At 64.8% G+C, this 17,944-nt stretch carries 23 protein-coding genes; 4 read left to right on the forward strand and 19 right to left on the reverse strand.

The features are described 5' to 3' along the window. Window positions 1-188 precede the first annotated feature (188 nt). Window positions 189-848: an OmpA family protein gene (locus QM682_RS07175; protein ID WP_415128258.1), complete on the forward strand. Its 660-nt coding sequence runs from the start codon at window positions 189-191 to the stop codon at window positions 846-848. Window positions 849-1,062: 214 nt separating this feature from the next. Here QM682_RS07175 and QM682_RS07180 read toward each other — a convergent pair whose 3' ends face one another. The 5 genes from QM682_RS07180 to QM682_RS07200 form a co-directional block, all read right to left on the reverse strand. Next, window positions 1,063-1,617 carry a F0F1 ATP synthase subunit B gene (locus tag QM682_RS07180; protein ID WP_415128259.1) on the reverse strand — a complete coding sequence of 185 codons (555 nt, stop codon included), beginning with the start codon at window positions 1,615-1,617 and terminating at the stop codon, window positions 1,063-1,065. Further along, window positions 1,614-2,258 carry a F0F1 ATP synthase subunit B' gene (locus QM682_RS07185; protein WP_415128260.1) on the reverse strand — a complete coding sequence of 215 codons (645 nt, stop codon included), beginning with the start codon at window positions 2,256-2,258 and terminating at the stop codon, window positions 1,614-1,616. The genes QM682_RS07180 and QM682_RS07185 overlap by 4 nt, the downstream gene beginning before the upstream one ends. A gap of 77 nt (window positions 2,259-2,335) precedes the next feature. Next, on the reverse strand, window positions 2,336-2,569 hold the full coding sequence (locus QM682_RS07190) for a F0F1 ATP synthase subunit C (RefSeq protein WP_114348568.1): 234 nt from the start codon (window positions 2,567-2,569) through the stop codon (window positions 2,336-2,338). 58 nt (window positions 2,570-2,627) lie between these two features. After that, the gene (locus QM682_RS07195) at window positions 2,628-3,380 is read right to left on the reverse strand and encodes a F0F1 ATP synthase subunit A (RefSeq protein WP_415128261.1); all 753 of its coding nucleotides are present in this window, start codon (window positions 3,378-3,380) and stop codon (window positions 2,628-2,630) included. A 2-nt stretch (window positions 3,381-3,382) separates the two neighbouring features. Continuing rightward, window positions 3,383-3,727, reverse strand: coding sequence for an AtpZ/AtpI family protein (locus QM682_RS07200; RefSeq protein WP_415128262.1), 345 nt, complete (start codon window positions 3,725-3,727; stop codon window positions 3,383-3,385). A 186-nt stretch (window positions 3,728-3,913) separates the two neighbouring features. On the opposite strand from QM682_RS07200, the gene QM682_RS07205 reads away from it, so the two are divergent. Continuing rightward, complete coding sequence (locus QM682_RS07205; protein ID WP_415128263.1) at window positions 3,914-4,276, forward strand: ArsR/SmtB family transcription factor; 363 nt, start codon at window positions 3,914-3,916, stop codon at window positions 4,274-4,276. A gap of 31 nt (window positions 4,277-4,307) precedes the next feature. On the opposite strand, the gene QM682_RS07210 is transcribed toward QM682_RS07205, so the two are convergent. Further along, window positions 4,308-5,906, reverse strand: coding sequence for a bifunctional metallophosphatase/5'-nucleotidase (locus QM682_RS07210; protein WP_415128264.1), 1,599 nt, complete (start codon window positions 5,904-5,906; stop codon window positions 4,308-4,310). A 116-nt stretch (window positions 5,907-6,022) separates the two neighbouring features. On the opposite strand from QM682_RS07210, the gene QM682_RS07215 reads away from it, so the two are divergent. Both QM682_RS07215 and QM682_RS07220 read left to right on the forward strand, forming a co-directional pair. Next, window positions 6,023-6,355 carry a DUF952 domain-containing protein gene (locus tag QM682_RS07215; protein WP_415128265.1) on the forward strand — a complete coding sequence of 111 codons (333 nt, stop codon included), beginning with the start codon at window positions 6,023-6,025 and terminating at the stop codon, window positions 6,353-6,355. Beyond that, a complete protein-coding gene (locus QM682_RS07220) occupies window positions 6,352-7,410 on the forward strand; it encodes a quinone-dependent dihydroorotate dehydrogenase (RefSeq protein WP_415128266.1) in 1,059 nt (352 codons plus the stop codon). The genes QM682_RS07215 and QM682_RS07220 overlap by 4 nt, the downstream gene beginning before the upstream one ends. A 3-nt stretch (window positions 7,411-7,413) precedes the next feature. Here QM682_RS07220 and cysE read toward each other — a convergent pair whose 3' ends face one another. The 13 genes from cysE to QM682_RS07285 form a co-directional block, all read right to left on the reverse strand. Further along, on the reverse strand, window positions 7,414-8,256 hold the full coding sequence (cysE, locus tag QM682_RS07225) for a serine O-acetyltransferase (protein ID WP_415128267.1): 843 nt from the start codon (window positions 8,254-8,256) through the stop codon (window positions 7,414-7,416). A 70-nt stretch (window positions 8,257-8,326) separates the two neighbouring features. Next, entirely contained in the window at window positions 8,327-9,040 is a 714-nt protein-coding gene (locus QM682_RS07230) for a DUF2793 domain-containing protein (RefSeq protein ID WP_415128268.1), read from the reverse strand. Continuing rightward, on the reverse strand, window positions 9,033-12,923 hold the full coding sequence (locus tag QM682_RS07235) for a baseplate multidomain protein megatron (protein WP_415128269.1): 3,891 nt from the start codon (window positions 12,921-12,923) through the stop codon (window positions 9,033-9,035). The genes QM682_RS07230 and QM682_RS07235 overlap by 8 nt, the downstream gene beginning before the upstream one ends. An 18-nt stretch (window positions 12,924-12,941) precedes the next feature. Then, window positions 12,942-13,376, reverse strand: a complete 435-nt coding sequence (locus QM682_RS07240) for an NlpC/P60 family protein (RefSeq protein ID WP_415128270.1) — start codon at window positions 13,374-13,376, stop codon at window positions 12,942-12,944. Continuing rightward, on the reverse strand, window positions 13,373-14,197 hold the full coding sequence (locus QM682_RS07245) for a DUF2163 domain-containing protein (RefSeq protein WP_415128271.1): 825 nt from the start codon (window positions 14,195-14,197) through the stop codon (window positions 13,373-13,375). Before QM682_RS07245 ends, QM682_RS07240 begins: the two co-directional genes overlap by 4 nt. Beyond that, complete coding sequence (locus QM682_RS07250) at window positions 14,194-14,826, reverse strand: TIGR02217 family protein (protein WP_415128272.1); 633 nt, start codon at window positions 14,824-14,826, stop codon at window positions 14,194-14,196. Before QM682_RS07250 ends, QM682_RS07245 begins: the two co-directional genes overlap by 4 nt. A 3-nt stretch (window positions 14,827-14,829) precedes the next feature. Beyond that, window positions 14,830-15,501, reverse strand: a complete 672-nt coding sequence (locus QM682_RS07255) for a phage tail tape measure protein (protein ID WP_415128273.1) — start codon at window positions 15,499-15,501, stop codon at window positions 14,830-14,832. A gap of 10 nt (window positions 15,502-15,511) precedes the next feature. Then, entirely contained in the window at window positions 15,512-15,742 is a 231-nt protein-coding gene (locus QM682_RS07260; RefSeq protein WP_415128274.1) for a rcc01693 family protein, read from the reverse strand. Then, window positions 15,739-16,056, reverse strand: coding sequence for a gene transfer agent family protein (locus QM682_RS07265; protein ID WP_415128275.1), 318 nt, complete (start codon window positions 16,054-16,056; stop codon window positions 15,739-15,741). The genes QM682_RS07260 and QM682_RS07265 overlap by 4 nt, the downstream gene beginning before the upstream one ends. A 1-nt stretch (window position 16,057) precedes the next feature. Further along, entirely contained in the window at window positions 16,058-16,471 is a 414-nt protein-coding gene (locus tag QM682_RS07270) for a phage major tail protein, TP901-1 family (RefSeq protein WP_415128276.1), read from the reverse strand. Window positions 16,472-16,476: 5 nt separating this feature from the next. Next, a complete protein-coding gene (locus QM682_RS07275) occupies window positions 16,477-16,902 on the reverse strand; it encodes a DUF3168 domain-containing protein (RefSeq protein ID WP_415128277.1) in 426 nt (141 codons plus the stop codon). Then, a complete protein-coding gene (locus QM682_RS07280) occupies window positions 16,899-17,249 on the reverse strand; it encodes a head-tail adaptor protein (protein WP_415128278.1) in 351 nt (116 codons plus the stop codon). Before QM682_RS07280 ends, QM682_RS07275 begins: the two co-directional genes overlap by 4 nt. Further along, entirely contained in the window at window positions 17,246-17,869 is a 624-nt protein-coding gene (locus QM682_RS07285; RefSeq protein WP_415128279.1) for a head-tail connector protein, read from the reverse strand. Before QM682_RS07285 ends, QM682_RS07280 begins: the two co-directional genes overlap by 4 nt. Between the last annotated feature and the right edge of the window lie 75 nt (window positions 17,870-17,944).

Here is a 17,944-nt window from a genome sequence, read left to right on the forward strand (position 1 = left end):
CGCCCGCACCGCCATCGCCGCAATGTGAGCGGCGCGATATCGCTTTTCCGATGTATTTCTGTGGAGTTGCGCGGGAACCCGTGCCATCTTGCCCGTGCTTGAAGACCAGACCCAAGTTGCGGTTGAACGCTTGGGGCGCGTCGTAGGACAAGGCGGCGTTGAATCGCTCCATGAAGAAAGGTGACATGATGAAAACCCGTATTGCGCTGCTGATCTCCTCGGTGGGCGTGTTCGCGCTTGGCGCCTGTGCGACCACGGACTCCTACGGCACGTCCGGCGGCCAGACCAACCTGAGCCGCACCCAGCAGGGCGCCATCGCCGGCGCCGTCGTCGGTGGCCTGATCGGCGCCGGAGAGAGCAAGGAAAATGCGCTGAAGGGCGCGCTGATCGGCGCGACCGCGGGCGCGGTCGGCGGCTCGATCCTGGATCAGCAACAAAAGGCGCTGCAACAGCAGTTGAACAACCCCAATATCCGCATCGTCAATAATGGCAATTACCTGACCGTGGTAATGCCGGAATCCACGCTGTTCGCGACCGATTCGGCGGCCGTCGGTGCCCAGGGACAGAATGATCTTTACACCATCGCGCGCAACCTGAACCAATATTCAGACAGCCGCATCCAGGTGATCGGCCATACCGACAGCACCGGCTCGGCCGCCTATAACCAGGACCTCTCCGAGCGCCGGGCACGCTCGGTCTCGGGCATCCTGACGGCGGGCGGCGTGGCGCAGGGGCGGCTGACCACCACGGGTCGGGGCGCCGCGAACCCGGTCGCCTCGAACGACACGGTGGCAGGCCGGGCGCAAAACCGCCGGGTCGAAATCCTGATCACTCCAAACAGCCGCTGATTTCCACGGCCACGACCAGAAGGGCCGGCATCACGCCGGCCCTTTTCTATTGCCCGCCATACATTGCCCAAGCATGCGTCGCCCAAGCGTGCCTGGCCCAGGCGCGCAGCAGCCAGAAGCCAGCCGCCAAGCATGAAAAAAGCCCCCGGACATTGCTGTCACGGGGGCCGATCACTGTCCGATGCACCGGCCCTTGAAGGCCGCGTATCTTGTTTCAGTTCAGGCGGCGGGCCACATCTTCGATGGCTTTGTCGATGCCCGAACGCCGTTGGTCGGCGGTGGTCTGCTTGCCCAGAATTTCGGTCGCGGCAGCCACGGCGGTCTGGATCGCACGGTCGCGAACGGCGCGGACCGCATCGCCTTCGGCGCTGGCGATCTGCTCTTCGGCGGCCTTCAGGCGGCGCTCGATCGACAGAGCAAGCGCCTTCTTGGCCTTCTCGGCCTCAAGCGTGGCCTCGCGCTTCGCGTTGGCGACGATCTCGTCGGCCTGGCTTTTGACCTCGCGCTGGCGGCGCTCGTAGCTGACATAGATCTCCTGCGCTTCGTCCCGCAGGCGCCGGGCTTCGGCCAGATCGTTGCGGATACCCTCGGCCCGCTTGTCCAGCAGACCGCCCACCAGTTGCGGCACCCGGTAATAGACCAGGATGCCCACGAAAAGCAGGAAGGCCAGCGTGACGATGAAATCCGTGTTTCGCAGCGAGAAGAACGGGCCGGACGCGGCGAAGGCCGGGCTGGCCAGCAGGGCGAAAAGGACGCTCAGACGTTTCATTGCAGCACCCCCTTCAGCCGCTGGTCCACGGCCTCGTTGACCATGGATTGATCGACATTGCCGCCAAAGCTTTCGACCAGGGCCTGGGTCACGTCGCGGGCGACATTGCGCGCATCCTCGACCGCCGAGGCACGGATCTCACCTATGCGCTTCTCGGATTCGACCGAGCGCGCGGTGATCTCGGCATCGGCATGGGCGATGGCGGCGTCCAGTTCCTTCTGCATCTCGGCCTTGTTGGCGGCGATGATCTTGTTCGCTTCGGTCCGGGCATCAGCCAGCGCCTTGTCATAGGCGGCTTCCGCTTCCTTGGCTTTCTGCTTGAACTCCTCGGCAGCCATCAGATCGCCGGTGATGGCGCCCTGGCGGTCGCTGATGACCCCGCCGATACGCGGCAAGGCCACGCGCGACAGAACCCAGTAGATGACAGCCAACACCACCAGCAGCCAGAAGATCTGGTTGCCGAACGTGCTGACGTCCAATTGCGGCATTCCGGCACTGTGGGCGCCCTCAGCCGCGGCATGGGCCGCGTCGGCACCATGCGCCGCCACACCATGCGCTGCATCGGGGGCGGTCTCGGTGATGATCACCGTTTCGGTTTCTTCGACCACGACGGGCGCGGTCTGTTGCAACAGGCTGAACATATCCTACCCCATGCCGGTCGTTTCACAATCGGGTGGGCGCGTCATGCCCCCACCCAACCGCAAGGATGGCAAAAGGATCAGACTGCGAACAGCAGCAGCAGCGCGACCAGGAACGAGAAGATGCCCAGGGCTTCGGCGAAGGCCATGCCGATGAACAGCGTAGCGGTCTGCGAAGCGGCGGCCGAGGGGTTGCGCAGCGCGCCGGCCAGGTAGTTGCCTGCGACATTGCCCACACCCATGGCAGCACCGGCCATGCCGATGCAAGCCAGACCGGCACCGAGGTATTGTCCCAGTTGACCCAGATTTTCCATATTCATGCTCCTTGAGGCTTTGGAAAGGGTTTCGATTGTCCGACCGTCGATCCGGCGCTTAGTGCGCCGGATGCAGGGCGTCTTTCAGATAGACGCAGGTCAGGATGGTAAAGACATAAGCCTGGATCAGCGCGACAAGCACCTCAAGCCCATACATGGCGGTGATCGCGACGATCGAGACAGGGGCGATGGCGGCGACGGCGGCGAATGCGGCAAAGACCTTGATCACCGCGTGGCCGGCCATGACGTTGCCCGCAAGCCGGATCGAGTGGCTGACCGGACGCACGAAATACGAGATCAGCTCGATCACGGCCAGGACCGGGCGCAGCGCCAGCGGCGCCGAACTGACCCAGAAAAGGCCCAGGAAATGCGTGCCGTTCTTGACGAAGCCCAACACGGTCACGCCAACGAAGACCAGAAGCGCCAGCACCGCCGTCACCGCGATATGCGAGGTCGGCGAGAAGGATTTCGGCAGCAGGGCCAGGAAGTTCGCGAACAGGATGAAGCAGAACAGCGTCATCACATAGGGGAAGTATTTCAGCCCGTCCTTGCCGGTCACGTCCTCGACCATCTTGCGGACCATGCCGTAAAGCAGCTCCGCGATGGATTGCAGGCGGTTCGGGACGATGGCACGGCCACGGGTGCCGAAGACGAGCAGGCCCACCACGCAAAGCGCGGCCAGACCCATCCACAGCGCGGCATTCGTCGGCGTATACCAATGCACGTCGTGACCGCCAAACAGCGGCTTGACGATGAACTGGTCCATGGGATGGAAAACCAGCCCCTCAACTTCTTCTTCAGTAACAGCCATCGTCATTCACCCTTGTCGTCGCCGGTGCGCCCCGGTGTCTTCCCTATGTCCCTCGCCGTCCGCAGCATCGTCTTCACCCCGGCCGCAAGGCCCAGCATCACGAAGACGACCATCAGGAACGGTGCGGTGCTGAACAGCACGTCCAGCCCGTATCCGATCCCGAAACCGATGCCCAATCCGGCCACCAGTTCGGTTACCATGCGCCAGGCAATATTGGCCTGGCGGAAATGGTCTTCGCCGCGCGACTGCTCCTCACGGGCCACCTTTTCACCCAGACGGGCCTCAAGCTGCCGCAGCCGTTCAGCATCCCGGACGCGCGCAGCCTGCTCATCCGGCCCTTCGGACATCGCTCACGCCCCCGTGTATTGATTGAGGCTGGTGATAGGGGTTGCGACGCCCCGAGTCAAGCAATCGAGAGCAATCATCAAATATCTGTTTTATATAAACAATATTGGGAAATTCTCGCCAGCCGAACCAGCCTTCGGGAAAATCGCCCCATGGCCTTTATTCAACCACTCAGTTAAACAAAGACGATGAGCGCGCATCAGCCGAACCTCGACATGATCTTTTCCGCCCTGGCCGACCCGACCCGGCGGACGATCCTGTCGATGCTGCTTGAGGATGACATGGCCGTGACCGATGTGGCGGAACCGTTCCAGGTCAGCCTGGCGGCGATCTCGAAACATTTGGCGGTGCTGGTGACAGCAGGACTGATCCGGCAAGAGCGTCGCGGCCGGATCATCTGGTGCAAGATCGAGCCGGACGGGCTGCGCAAAGCCTCGGTCTGGATGCAGGGCTTCGGCCAGTTTGATCCCGTGGATCTGGACGATTTCGAGCGTTTCCTGCTGGCCGAGCTTCAGGACGAGCCGGATACCGCCCCACCCTTAGCCGAATAGGCGCGAAGACAAGCCCCGCGCCCGGTCCGATTCATTTCACCGTGATGCGGCCATCCATCTCCGGGACAAAATCCGGCCCCTTTTTGGCCAGATACTCGGCCAGCACATCGGCCATGTCGGGGCCGAAATCATAGGCCGCGATCGCGTTCGTCTCGAAGATCTTGTAGCCGTCCCCGCCCAGGCGGGTGTAATTGTTCGCGACCACGCCATAGATCGCCGCCGGATCCAGAGGCACCCATTTGCTCCCCTCGCTGACCTGCACATCAGAGATGCGCTTGCCCACCTCGGCCTTCGGATCGACCGTATACTTCAGGCCCGAGACCTGGGCAAAGCGCCCCGCCTTCTCGTCATACTGGCTGGCGCCGTTCTCCAGCGCGGTGACGATATCGCCGCCCTTCAGCTGAAAGGTCGCAAGCGTGTTCTGGAACGGCAGCACCGCCAGCACATCGCCCATGGTAATGTTTCCGGCCTGTAGCGAAGCACGCAGGCCGCCGCCATTCTCGATGGCGATCGAGATGCCCTGCCCCTTTACCCGGTCCAGCATGGAATCCGCGACCACATTGCCCATCTCGCATTCGCGCTGGCGGCAATTGTTGCGATCTCCGTCGATGCCCGCCTTCAGGGTGGCGACCTGCTTCTGCTTCAACTCCTGGATCGGCGCCGCCATCTCCTTGACGCGAGCAGCGACCCGAGCGTCGGGCTGGACCGAGGCATCCAGCAGCACCGGCTGGCCCTCGGCTTTGATCAGCTTGCCCTTGTCATCCCAGGTCAACACCAGATGGCCCAGATATTTTCCGTAAGCATAAGCGGTTGCCACGGGAACCTCGACACCGTCGGCTCCCTTGACCATGGTGGGATAAGGGCCTTCGGCGCCCTCCATCTCACCCAGAAGGGTGTGGCTGTGACCGCCGATCACCACGTCGATGCCCGCGACATCGGCGGCGATTTCCTGGTCGCGCTTATAACCCTCATGCGTCAGGGCGATGATCTTGTTGACACCCTGATCGCTCAGCACCTGCACATCGTCGCGCAAACTATCGAGATCGTCCTTGAAGATCACCTTGTCGCCGGGCGAGGCGGTCTCGGGCGTATCCATCGCCAGGGCCGAAACGATCCCGACCTTCTCGCCTCCGACATCCAGCGTCAGCACATCGCCCAGCTTGCCCTTCAGCTCGGGCGATTGCGACACGTCGAGATTGCCCGAGACGACCGGGAACTTCACGCCTTCGATCAGTATCTGCAAGCCCGCAGGCCCGTCATCGAATTCATGATTGCCCACCGCCATGGCGTCGAAGCCGATCATATTCATGAACTCGACCGTGTCCTTGCCCTTGTAGGTCGTATAGAACAGGCTGCCTTGATACTGGTCGCCCGCATCCAGCAGGATCACGTTCTGGCCATCCGCGAGCAGTTGCTTGCGCAGCTCGTCCACCTTGCTCGCCAGACGCGCGACGCCGCCGAAGCACTCGCCCTTGGCGTCATCCTCGGCGGCACAGGTGCTGTCGGATTTGGTGATCGGCTCGATACGGCTATGGAAATCGTTGATATGCAGAACATGCAGCTTGTATTCCGCATGGGCCGAGCCCGCGCCGAAGAAGACCGCAGCCGAGATCATGAGCCAGCGTTTCATCTTGAACCTCTGTCATCGATGGTTTGACAGGGACAGCTTCCGGGATGCGGCGACCGCCGTCAACCCGGATGCGCTTCCGGCTTGACGCGGCCCAGGGTGCGGCGCATGAACCGCGCATGCTCGCATACAAGATTTTCCGTGCCGAAGAATTCCGCGCCTTTCAGGATCAGGGCCGCAGCCAGGGTGCGCCCATCGACCTGGCGGATGGTTATATCCACCTCTCGACCGCCGATCAGGTCCGCGGGACGCTGACCAAGCATTTCGCCGGCGAAAACGGCCTGCACCTGCTTGCCGTCGATATCGACGCCCTGGACAAAGTGAAATGGGAGCCTTCTCGCGGCGGGGCGCTCTTCCCGCATCTCTATCGCGAGTTGCGGCGCGAGGATGTGCTTTGGGCACGTCCGATCACCGCCGGCCTGAACGGCCACGAGCCGGGAGAACTGGAATGAGGATGATCGAAACGGCGGGCCTGAAGGCGCTGCACCTTCTGGAACCCGAGCGCGCGCATGACCTCTCGATCCGCGCGCTTGAGCGGGGCCTGGTGCCCCTGCCCGGCCAACCATACGGTTCCGAGCGGCTGGCCTGCACCGTCGCGGGCTTGTCCCTGCGCAATCCGGTCGGGCTGGCGGCAGGCTATGACAAGAATGCCCGCGCCCTGCCTGCGCTGATGCGCGCGGGTTTTGGCTTCGTCGAGGTCGGCGCCGCCACGCCCCGACCCCAGCCGGGCAATCCCAGGCCGCGCCTTTTCCGGCTGACGCAGGACCAGGCCATCATCAACCGCTTCGGTTTCAACAATGAAGGCGCAAAGGTAATCGCCGCCCGCCTGGCCCAGCGTCCTACGGGAATTCCGGTGGGGTTGAATATCGGCGCAAACAAGGACAGCATCGACAAGGCTGCGGATTTCGCGGCCGTGGTGCGCATCGCTGGTGCGCATGCGGATTTCCTGACCGTCAACGTCTCCTCGCCGAATACCGAGAAGCTACGCGATCTCCAGGGGGCCGAAGCGCTCGCCGCGCTGCTCGACGGTGTCGTGTCGGCGCGCAACGAACTGCCGAACCGTCCGCCGGTCTTCGTGAAGATCGCCCCCGACCTGGAGGACGGCGCAATCGCCGACATAGCCGCCGTCGCGGTCGCGGCTGGCCTGGACGGGATCATCGCGACCAATACGACGCTCGCGCGTGATGGCTTGACCTCGGCCGATGCGGCGCAGGCCGGCGGGCTCTCGGGGCGGCCGCTGTTTCAAAAATCCACCCAGGTGCTGGCGCGCCTCAGCCAGCAGATCGCTGGCCGCATTCCTATCCTGGGTGTCGGCGGCATCGCCTCGGCCGAAGATGCCTGGGAAAAGCTCCGGGCGGGCGCCTCGGCGATACAGATCTACTCGGCCTTGATCTATCAGGGCTTTTCTTTGGCCGACAGGATCGCGCGACAGATCGACGCGCGCCTGAAACGCGAAAGGATTTCCCTGCCCGAACTGATCGGCAGCGGCATCAAGGACTGGACCTGAAGCTTAGAACAGGTCCGGTTGCACCAGAAGCTGGTTCATGGCGCTCGACGGATCGCTGCATCCGGCATCGCCGACGACCCGCGCGGGCACGCCCGCCACGGTCTTGCACGGCGGAATGTCCGTCAGCACGACCGAGCCGGCGGCGATGCGCGAGCAATGCCCGACCTGGATATTCCCCAGAACCTTGGCCCCCGCACCGATCATGACGCCATTGCCGATCTTGGGATGACGGTCCCCGTCCTCCTTGCCGGTGCCGCCCAGCGTCACCGAATGCAACATCGAGACATTGTCGCCCACCACCGCCGTCTCGCCGATCACGATGGAATGGGCATGGTCGATCATCACGCCCGTCCCGATCCGCGCGGCGGGATGAATATCCACGCCGAACACTTCAGAACACCGCATCTGGACGAAATAGGCCATGTCCTGGCGCCCGTTCTGCCAAAGCCAGTGCCCGATACGATAAGCTTGCAATGCCTGGTAGCCTTTGAAGAACAGGATCGGCTGCATCAGACGATGCGTGGCCGGATCCCGGTCATAGACCGCGATCAGATCCGCCTGGGCCGCCAAGGCAAGTCCCGGCGCGCGGGCAAAGGCATCATCCGCGATTTCGCGCAGGATCTGCTCGCTCATTTCGCCGGAGGCGAGCTTCAGCGAAAAGCGGAAGGCCAGCGCCGCCTCGAATGTGGAATGGTGCAGCAGGCCCGCATGGATCAAGGCACCCAGCAGCGGCTCGTCACGTATGGCCATGCGCGCCTCGCGCTGAATGCGCGCCCAGATCGTTTCACGCGACACATCCTGCTCGCCCACTTGAAGCGGCTCGATCATGTCTTTCTGAAGGTTCATGACAATGTCCGTCGGCTTGCATCCCAAAGCCGCTTCTACTGGAAACCCTCGTCCTCCGAAAGAGCGCGTATCAGTTCGGCACCCGCAATTCCCACCAATGCACGACCACCCTGACCTGACCATCCGCGAACTGGCCCCCCGTCGCCGACAACCGTAGCGGCGTGGGCGTCCAGAAGGTCATGGGCGCGGACAGGATTCCCCTGACCCAGACCCCCGCCTCCTTGCCCAAGCCCTGCCCGAAGCGGTTCAGAGAATCCGCGTTCCCCAGCGTCCATGAACTCAAAGAGCCAGTGATGGGGCTCAGGACCCGCGCAGTCGCCCCGATCACCATGGCGCCAGTCGGAATGACCATCGAGGTATTGACGAAGCCGCCCGCCCTCAGGGTCACATCCTCGGAAAGTTGGCCCGCGATCATGCCCGAACCGTGCGCGCCCATCGAAATGGCGCCCGCAACCCAGTCAGAGCCGTCATGGATAGCCGCCAAACCCTGATCGGCGATCATAGCGCGGCGACCATAGCGCGGCTGCACAAAGATCCATCCTCCATTCGCACCAATGGCGATCTTGCCCTCCTGTCCCCCCCAGGCGTTGACGGCGCCAGCGGGCACGGCCCAGCACATCCCGTCCACCACCGTCTCGGGCGGCGTGGTCTGCCCCAGGCTTTGCAGCACCAGGTCCACCTGGCCGTCCAGCCGCGCCAAGGCATCGTTCACCGTGACATGCTTTTGGGCTTGGGCGGGCGCCAGCAGAGGCAGCTCGATCTTGGCCGTCATATTCTCAGGCATTGATGATTTTCCTTGCAAAAAGGCCAGGGCCGAAACTGTCGGAAAGCTGGGCGACCTCGACCGCGAAGGGTCCGGCCGCCATCGCCGTGTTCCATATCGCGGGCGGCACGCTCCATTGCCGCTCGCTTGTTGTCGTCTGCGCCAGGACCAAGCCGTTCTGCACCACGCGTGCCAGATACCGCTCCTGCGCCTCGCCCAGCGGCACGTCCAGACCCGCCCAATCGTCGCCGTCGATGCGGGTCCGGCGGATCCAGCGCAAGGTGGTGCCGCTCAGATCCAGATGGCAGGGCGACAGCGGCCGCAGGCCCACGCCCCTGAAGGCCGCCGCGACATGGCGATAGCTGGCATCGCCCAGGACCCGCGTCGCCGGCCCTATCCGCCAATGGCGCAATTGATTGCGCGCCGAGGGCGGCAGATCCACCTGACGCGCGGCACCGTCCAGCAGAACGACCGTGCTGCCGGCCGGCCAGATCTCGGGCATCAAGGCATCCGTGCCGGCCTGGCCGCGAAGCCGGGTCGAAATCTCCCATACCTCTGACGAAATCAGCCTGGCGTCCCGGAACTGCATCAGCTCCCAGGCTTCGGGCGTGCCGTCGCCGATCGCCAAAAGGTTCGCCCCGGCCAGCAGGGCGGTCTCGGTCGCGGATTCCAGACTGCCACCCTTCACACGGATCCGAAGCGGCGCGCCCCGGTCCCAGCAGCCCGCCCTCGCGGTCTCCAGAGGCTCCAACGTCACGCCCATGACGGCGGAAGAGTTCAGCGTGCTGTTCAAAGCGTAACCGCCATTTTCCTGCACCGAACTCCAGACCGTGGCCGCGCCCAGCCAAGGTGTGGCAGTCACCGCCAGATAGGGCGCATGCGGCACCTCGTCTCCCCGAAGCAGCGGCAGATCCAGGAAGACCGGCCAGACGGGCAGTGGCGGCTGGTAGGCTTTGGACGGCATTTCTTCGGCGATGGGCCGCGCCGGGCGATAAACGCCGGGCTCGACCCGCACCGCATCGACCGTGATGGCGCCGGATCGTTCGATACGGTCGATCCTCCACCGCCTGGCAACACCGTCCCCTTCGATCAACCGGACCACATCTCCCGGTCCAAGACCATCGGCGGACGGCGGCAGCGCAAAACGAACCACATCCCGCGCCACCACCGTTTCCGAAAGCCAGCGCTCGGCCATGGCAAGACCCTCGCCTGGGGTCATCAGCATCGGCAGTTCGCTATCCGATACCGTCAGCACATCCCCTCCAGGCTGCTGGGCCTCGGAAGTGCGCGCAACATAATCCGCGCCCGCCTCGACAAATGTGGCGCGGACCCGCCCCGCCGTCTCGGACTCCGCCGCGCGGGTGAATTCGGGCATGTCGACTTCGGACGAAATCGCCAGATCGTCCACGGTCAGATCAGCGTCCACGCGCGCATCCCGCATGCGGAATTGCAATATGCCGTCCCGCTCCAAGGCATCGAAGCCATGCGCCAGCATCAGCGGTTGCAGCGCCGCGCGTCCGCTTTCGGCACCCGAAACGACATAGCCCCGAACCAGGCCCGCCAGTTCCCCGGTATCGAATGCGGCAACTCCGGCATCGCGGCATAACTCCGCCACCACGTCTCCCAAAGGAACAGCGCCCGCACGACCATTCAACCAATGGCCCCGCTCCCAGGCGGGGCCATCCGACCACAGGTCGGTGCGCGACGGAAAGGCGGGAAAGGGCCTGGCGTCCCAGCACCAGACATGCGCCCGCGCCATGTCTATCATCCGCCCCGCCGCGATCCGTCCGAAAGCGGCGCGGACAGGATTATTTGTCGGATTCTCCCAATATTCAGTCATCGCCCGAATATAGGCCGCCTGCAACGCATCGTCCCGCCGCCCGTCCGAGAACCAGGGCAAAGAGGATTCCGAGCTCATCGCATCCAGGAACTTATTCGGCTGGTTGGTCCCCTTGTCCAGGGCCGCGCAACCCATCTCGGTGAACCAGACAGGCTTCGAGCCGGGCCTCCATGCCGTCCGCTGCGACTGCCTGACCCCGCGGATCCGGTCGAAATGCTCGTTCAGCCACCAATTTCGGATATCCTTGTAGCGCCAGATCCAATGCTCGTCGAACAAGTCGTCGCGGATCGGCCTGCGCTTCTGCTCCAAGCGATCCTCGTCGCGGGCATAATACCAGTCAAACCCCTCGCCGCCCGCGACATTGGACTTCAGGTATTCAACATTGTCGTTGCGCTCCCAACCCGCATCCAGATGCGTCTCACCCTCGCGCCAGTCCGACAGCGGCATGTAATTGTCGATGCCGATAAAATCGATATTCTCGTCACCCCAAAGCGGGTCCAGGTGGAAATAGACATCCCCATCGCCGGGATGATAGCCGAAATATTCAGACCAATCCGCCGCATAGCCGATCTTGACCTCTTCTCCCAGGATGGCGCGCACATCGGCCGCAAGCCGGCGCAGTTCCGCGACGGCCGGGAAACCATCCCCGGCGGCACGGATCTGCGTAAGCCCGATCATCTCCGAGCCGATCAGAAACGCGTCGATCCCCCCCGCCAAGGCGCAAAGATGCGCGTAATGCAGAATGAACCGCCGATAGGACCATTCATCGGGACCCCGATACGAAATCTCGCCACCCTCGACAAAGAAGTCCTCGCGCGTGGCCGAGCCGAAGAACTTCGCCACTTCATGCGCGGCACTCGCCGTTCCCACCGGGCTGTCCGGCCGCCCTGCCGCAATGCTCGCGGTGATCCGGCCCCGCCAGGGCATGACGGGTTGATCCGAGGCGCCCGTCCAGGGGTCGTCGCGCCCATTGTCGGCAAGCTGCTCCATCAGGATGAACGGATAGAACACCGCCTTGCGCCCGCTGGAGGCGATGGCGCGCAATGCCTCCAGCACCGACCCATCGGCGGGCGTGCCGCCATAGATCGGACGCCCGCTTGACCGGGCAACCTCGCTGGCATGGGCACGGTCTATCCCGCCCACCCGCCAGGCCATGCCCTCACCCTCGCGTGAGGCATCCTCGATCTTGGGGCGGACGGTGCAATGGTTCACCCGCAGATCGTCGCCGAACCAGGACACGACCAGCGAAACCGAGCCGACCGCAGGCAGTTCCCGCCCAAGGATCCGCATCGAGCCATCGAAATCCGTGCCCGAGATCGGCGTGTTGCGATTGACCACGCGGGTCTCGCCCAGGCCGAAATCATAGGACACCGCTGTCGTCGCAAGCGAATATTCCCCCGTGCCGGGGATCATCGCGACCGCCTGAACCTCGCGGGACAGCCCCCGCCCCTGCATCGCCGCACGGGTGACCTCGAACGAGAATTGCGGCACGCGATTGCCCCAGCGTTCCAGCGCCAGATCCTCGAATACGATATAAGCGATGCCGCGATAGGCTGGGGCATCGTCGCCATGATCCGCGACGATGGCGGGGTCCGGCAATTGCTCGGCCCCGCCCTTATAGACCCGCATGCCCAGATCGTCGGGGGAAATCTCCTCTCCATCCGCCCAGATCCGCCCCACGCCCAGAATAGGCCCCTCGCAGACCGAGACGGCAAAGCTCAAACGATAACTGATCTCGGTCACACTGGGGCTGGTGCCCTTGCCGCCGCCCTGCTTGCGCCGGGTCTCGACCAGCGGGCCAGCCCAGATGACATGCCCCGGCATACGCATCTGCCCCCAGACGCGCGGAATCGGCGTGCCCTCGCCGGCGGTCTGGATCCGCAGCCGGTCGATCCGGCCCGTCTCGACGGCCTTAGAGCCGGAACCCAGAAGCCTCTGGTCGATGACCCGGCCCAGCGTCGCACCCACGGCACGTCCGATGACGGCCCCGGAAAGGCCCAGGACCGTGCCGCCGAAACCCGCCCCGACCGAGGCGCCCGCAGCCGCCAGCAGAATAGTCGCCATCGCGCCTTCCCTCTTGTTTCAGGCTTGTTGCAGGGGCGGAAAACGGAACCGCCCGGCAATCCGGGAACTCCAGGGCGCGGATAAAGGGCTCTCGACGACACCATGCCGATCATAGGCATGGATGAAACTTGCCGCGCTTCCCGCCTGCGCCTGGATACCCATATGTTTCGCGATCGCGCCCGACCGCATGCGAAAGATCAGAACATCCCCCGCCATTTCATCCGTGACCGGCATCAGCAGACGCGCCGCGCCGGACATCAGCAATTCGCTCTCGCCCATCTCGCCCCAGTCCTGGGTATAAGCGGGCAATGCCTCGGGTTCGCGGCCATAAAGCTCGCGCCAGACCCCTCGGATCAGGCCCAGGCAATCCGTCCCCGCTCCCTTGACCGAGGCTTGGTGAACATAAGGCGTGCCGATCCATCCCCGCGCCGCAAGCACAATCCGCTCGCTCATCGCTGCACCTGCGGCGCGATCAGCCAGTCTTCCGGCGGCAGATGAGGGAAGCCCCTGAAGTTTAGGTAGTTCAGAAACTTGAAACGGCAGGTTTCTCCCCTTTTGTCGCATCCCGCGACCAGCCGGATACGGTCGCCGACCTCGGGCTGAAGCGCCAAGGCAGTCCACAGTTCGACATCGCGCCGCTGACCCGTCTGGGCGAAGTCGTTCTTGACCAGCCCGCGCAGTCCCTCGCAACGGCCGGACAGAACGATCAACTGCCCACGCTCGAACCACCTGGTATCATAACCGGCGATTCCGCCCAGGATGAAACGCTGCCCATCCTCATGCGACCGGATCACCCCCTCGGCCCGGTATCCCGGCTTGGTCAGGTCGAAGCAGCAATCCTTGTCCCCCAGTTCGGCCGAACAGCGTGCATGATAGACCCGGCCCTGGGTGCGGTTCAGCGGCTCGGAAAGCCCGCGCAACTCGGCGCGAAACGCCCCGCCGGACCGGCTGACCTCGCCCAAGCCGCCGCGAAAGATCAGCTTGCGCCGCTCCGTATCGGCCCAGTCGACCTCCCACAGCCGCACATCGGCCGAATCCCATCGCCCCGCCAGCAGGTCCAGCTCGGTGATGCCGTCATCGGAAAGCGCCCCGACCGCCTCGGTGTTGTCCACCGACAGGCCCGCGCCCTGCACCAGCGCCTTGGCCGTCAACCCGCTTTCGGGGCGGAAGGTCATGCCGCCGAATGACAAGGGCCGGTCGTGATCTGTAAAGCCCAGCTCCATGCCGTCCTTGCGGCGAATGGCCCATGCGCGCGCGATGCTCTCGCCCCTCACAGCCGCACCTCGATGACTGGAACCTGCGGCAGATCACCCGCATGAAAGGATGCGACCGAGACGGCGATGCGATCCGTATCGAACCGCACCGGCACGTCGAACTCGAACCCTGCCGTGACGGGCGCGCCATCGTCGGGAGGCACCGTAAAAGTGACCTCTCCGCTTGCCGTATCGACCGAAAAATCGGCATCCTCCACCTGCACGACATCGCCGATGGCCAGCGTCACCGTTCCGGCCACCGGCTTCTGGACCGGACGCCAATAGCGCGACGGCCCGGATTGATAGACCTTGCGCAACTGGAAAACGCGGTTGATGCCGTTCCCCCGCCCCAGATGCTGATCCAGCGCCGAGACCTCGCCACTGGGCGCCGAGGATTTGCAATCCGCCCAATCCTTCCAGCGAAAGCCGTGCAATTGGCCGGCTCGCGCCTCGAAAAAGTCGATCAGCGCCGCAATATCGTCCATCGAGCGCAACCCCATTCCGGCATCATAGCGCCGCCGCGAATGCACCCAGGGCGAGCGGCGCTCCTCGTGGCCGTTGGTCATGGCCACGATCTCGGTGCGCCGCTCGGGACCGCCGACAGAGCCAAAGGAAAGATTCGCCGGAAACCGGATTTCGTGAAAGGCCATGGTTCACCCGTTCCTGTCGCCGCGTGCCAATAGCCGGCCCAACTGGGCAGCCATCTGGCTTTGGCTGCGCTGAAAGCCCGAGACATCGGGCGTCGTTACATTGAAGGTGACGTTCACCGGACGGCCGCCGCCGCCCGCCGCGACCCCAAGCCTGCCATCCGCGCCCCGGCGCAGGGGCATGATCGCCTCGGGTCCGGCCTCGCCCATCAGCCCGGTCGCGCCGCGCATGGGGAAATAAGCCGGCTGGCTGACGACGCCGCCCTTGGCAAAGGGCATGACCCTGCCCTGGGTGAACGCCCCGCCATCCGCAAACGGCATCGCCCCCGAAACAAGACCGTTCACGCCCTGCGCCAGCGCACCCGAGAAAGCCTGCTGGATCGGCTTGAACGCGACCGAGAACGCCGTATCCGCCATGCTGCGCCCGACCGACTTCAGCGCGTCGCTCAGCTTGGCGCCGTCAAAGACCAGCCCCTCGAAAGCCTTGCGCAAGCCGCTGCCGATACCCGCGCTCAGCGTGCCGACCTCGCGGCCGGTGTAAAGCATCGAGCCGCGAAGCCGCGCCAGCTCCTGCTCGAAGGCCGCCGTCACCCGACCGCTCTCGTCCAGGCTTTTGCCCAGGGCGCCGCCGTCGCCGCTGTCGTCGGACAGGCCACCGAAACCATCCTTGTTGGCCATGCCAACCCTCCTAGTCCTTTTTCGTGGGGATCTTGCGCGGCGCATCCGGGTAACGCGCCACCAGTTCGGCCAGACGGTCGCGGGTCATTCCCGCCCCGCCCGAATCCACGCCCAGCATCAGGGCCAGTTCCGCCGGGGTCAGCCGCCAGAACGCATCGGGGGCCAGTCCCAGCCCGCCCGTCCGCTCCGGCCCCAGACCGACGCGCAAAAGGCCCGGCCAGTCCAGACCGCGCCTGCTCATGTGCCCTCGATCCGAAAGGCCCGCGCCAGCAGTTGCGCCGCCAGTTGCGCCGCCATGACCGGCCCGCCCTCAAGCTCCTGCGCGCCGAACGCCTGGCGATCCCCCTGCCAGCCCGCGCTCCGCAGACCCGCCACCAGCACGGCGATCACGTCCTTCGTCGCAAACCGGCCACCTTCGAAGCGTTCGACCAGCGCGATCATGCTCTCCGCTCCCAGCTCCGCCTCAAGCTCGGCCAGGCTGCCCAAGGTCAGCTTCGCCGCATAGGACCGGCCGCCCAGCACCACCTCGACCTCGCCGGCAAGGGGGTTGGCCATCCTAAAGCGAGACGAAGCTGATGACGCCCGCGCTTGCCATGGTAACTTCATAAGTCGCCTCGCCGTTATAGCTGCCGGAATATTCCAGGCTGGTGATCTGGAAAGAGCCCTGGACGGTCCCGAAATCCGGGATCACGACCTGAAAATTCGGCACCTCGCCGTCGAAAAAGACCTGCCGCGCCCGCTCGTCCGTGGTCCCGTCGCGAAACACGCCCGAGCCCGAGATACTGGCCGAGCGCACCCCCGCACCCCCCAGCAACTCCCGCCAGCGGCCTTCGCTCTCGATGCTGGTCACATCGACCGTCTCGGCATTGAACGAGATGCGCGAGGCACGAAGCCCCGCGATGGTCTCGAACTGACCATCGCCGGTCATATCCATCTTGATCAGCAGGTCGCGCCCGTTTTGCACCGCCATGTCCGTCACTCCTCAACCAGGTCAATGCGGGCGCGGAAGGTCAGATCGACCCGCCGCCCCCCGCCGTTTTCCACCCGCCGCGCCTTGGCGCGCAGGAACCAAAGCCCCACCAGGCGGCCTCGGGTCAGCCGTATCTCGGCCGCCTCCAGCACCTCCGAGACCGCGACCGCGACCGCCTTGACCGCGCCGAAACCGTTCGCCTCATCGGCGCCCGACAGCACCGAGACGACGAAATCATGGCTCGATCCCGCGCCCGTCATGTCACCCGCGTCGCGCACCTCTTCCGGGCCAAGCGCGACATAGGTGCCGTTCGGCGCGGCCACCGGCATGGCGTCGAAGATCGCATCCCCGATCAGCGCCCCAAGCCCGTCATCGGCGCATAACGTCCGATAGATCGCAGCCTGCAAAGCCGCGCTCGCCGCGTAACTCATGCCGCCGTCTCCTCCTTGGCAAAGCAGACCAGATAGCGGCCCAGATTGTCGGCCTCGGCCACGGCCTCGATGCGAAAGCAACGCTGATGGACGCCCTCGCCCATCACCAGCCGCTGCTCGGGGCGCGGACGACGAGGATCGCCGGCCCGGACCGAGCGGATGAGGATCCGCCAGGTCACGACGCTTCTCGCCCCGACTTCGGCGAATTTCTCGCCACCCGCGCCGGACCGCATCTCGGCCCAGAACCGGCTGACCGACTGCCATGCCAGGGTGAACCCGCCCATGCCGTCCGGTTCTCTGACCGAGGCTTCAAGCACCAAAGGCACCGAAAGGCGCGGCGGGCTCATCGCCGAAAGCGCGGGCTTTGGCCGCGCCCCCCCAGCACCCGCACGGCACGCCAGCGTTCGATCAGCGCGCTGACCCCGAACGGCATGGCCGACTGGCTGCCCTCGAAGGTGCGGTCCTCGTAATAGCGCGCGGCAAGCAGCAGCACGGCCTGTGCCAGATCCACCGGAACCGCGTCCCAGCTTAGCCCGAAACCGGCCGAAAACATGATCGTCACGAAACCCGCCGAAGGCACCGGCGACAGCCATGCGCTGCCCTTGGGCACAAGCGAGGGCCTTTGCATGTCGGGGCAAAGCTGCCAACCTGCCGGATCGACCGGCGTGACCTCGCCGGTTCCGTCGTCGATCTCGACCCGCTCGACCGACCTGACCGGCGACAGCGGCAAGGGCTGGCATTCCGGGTCGCGCCAATCCTCCAGCCGCAGCCGGAACTGCCGGGCCAGAAGCACCTTGCCCGTGCGCGCCTCGATGGTCGCGATGGCAGCGCGCAGGAAACCCGCCAGCGCGGCGGTCTCGGCCTCATCCTCGGCCATGTCGAACCCCGTTCCCAGCCGCAGATGGGCGCGCAACCCCGCGACAGGCAGCGCCTCAAGGGCTGGCGCCGTCAATTCCACAAGCATCATCTTCGAACCTCCCGCTCGCACGGTTGCTGCATCCAGGACGAAATCGGGGGCCGCGCTTGTCCGCCCTCGCGCGCG

This window comes from Paracoccus sp. (in: a-proteobacteria) (assembly GCF_047605025.1).
Taxonomy (GTDB): Bacteria; Pseudomonadota; Alphaproteobacteria; order Rhodobacterales; family Rhodobacteraceae; genus Paracoccus.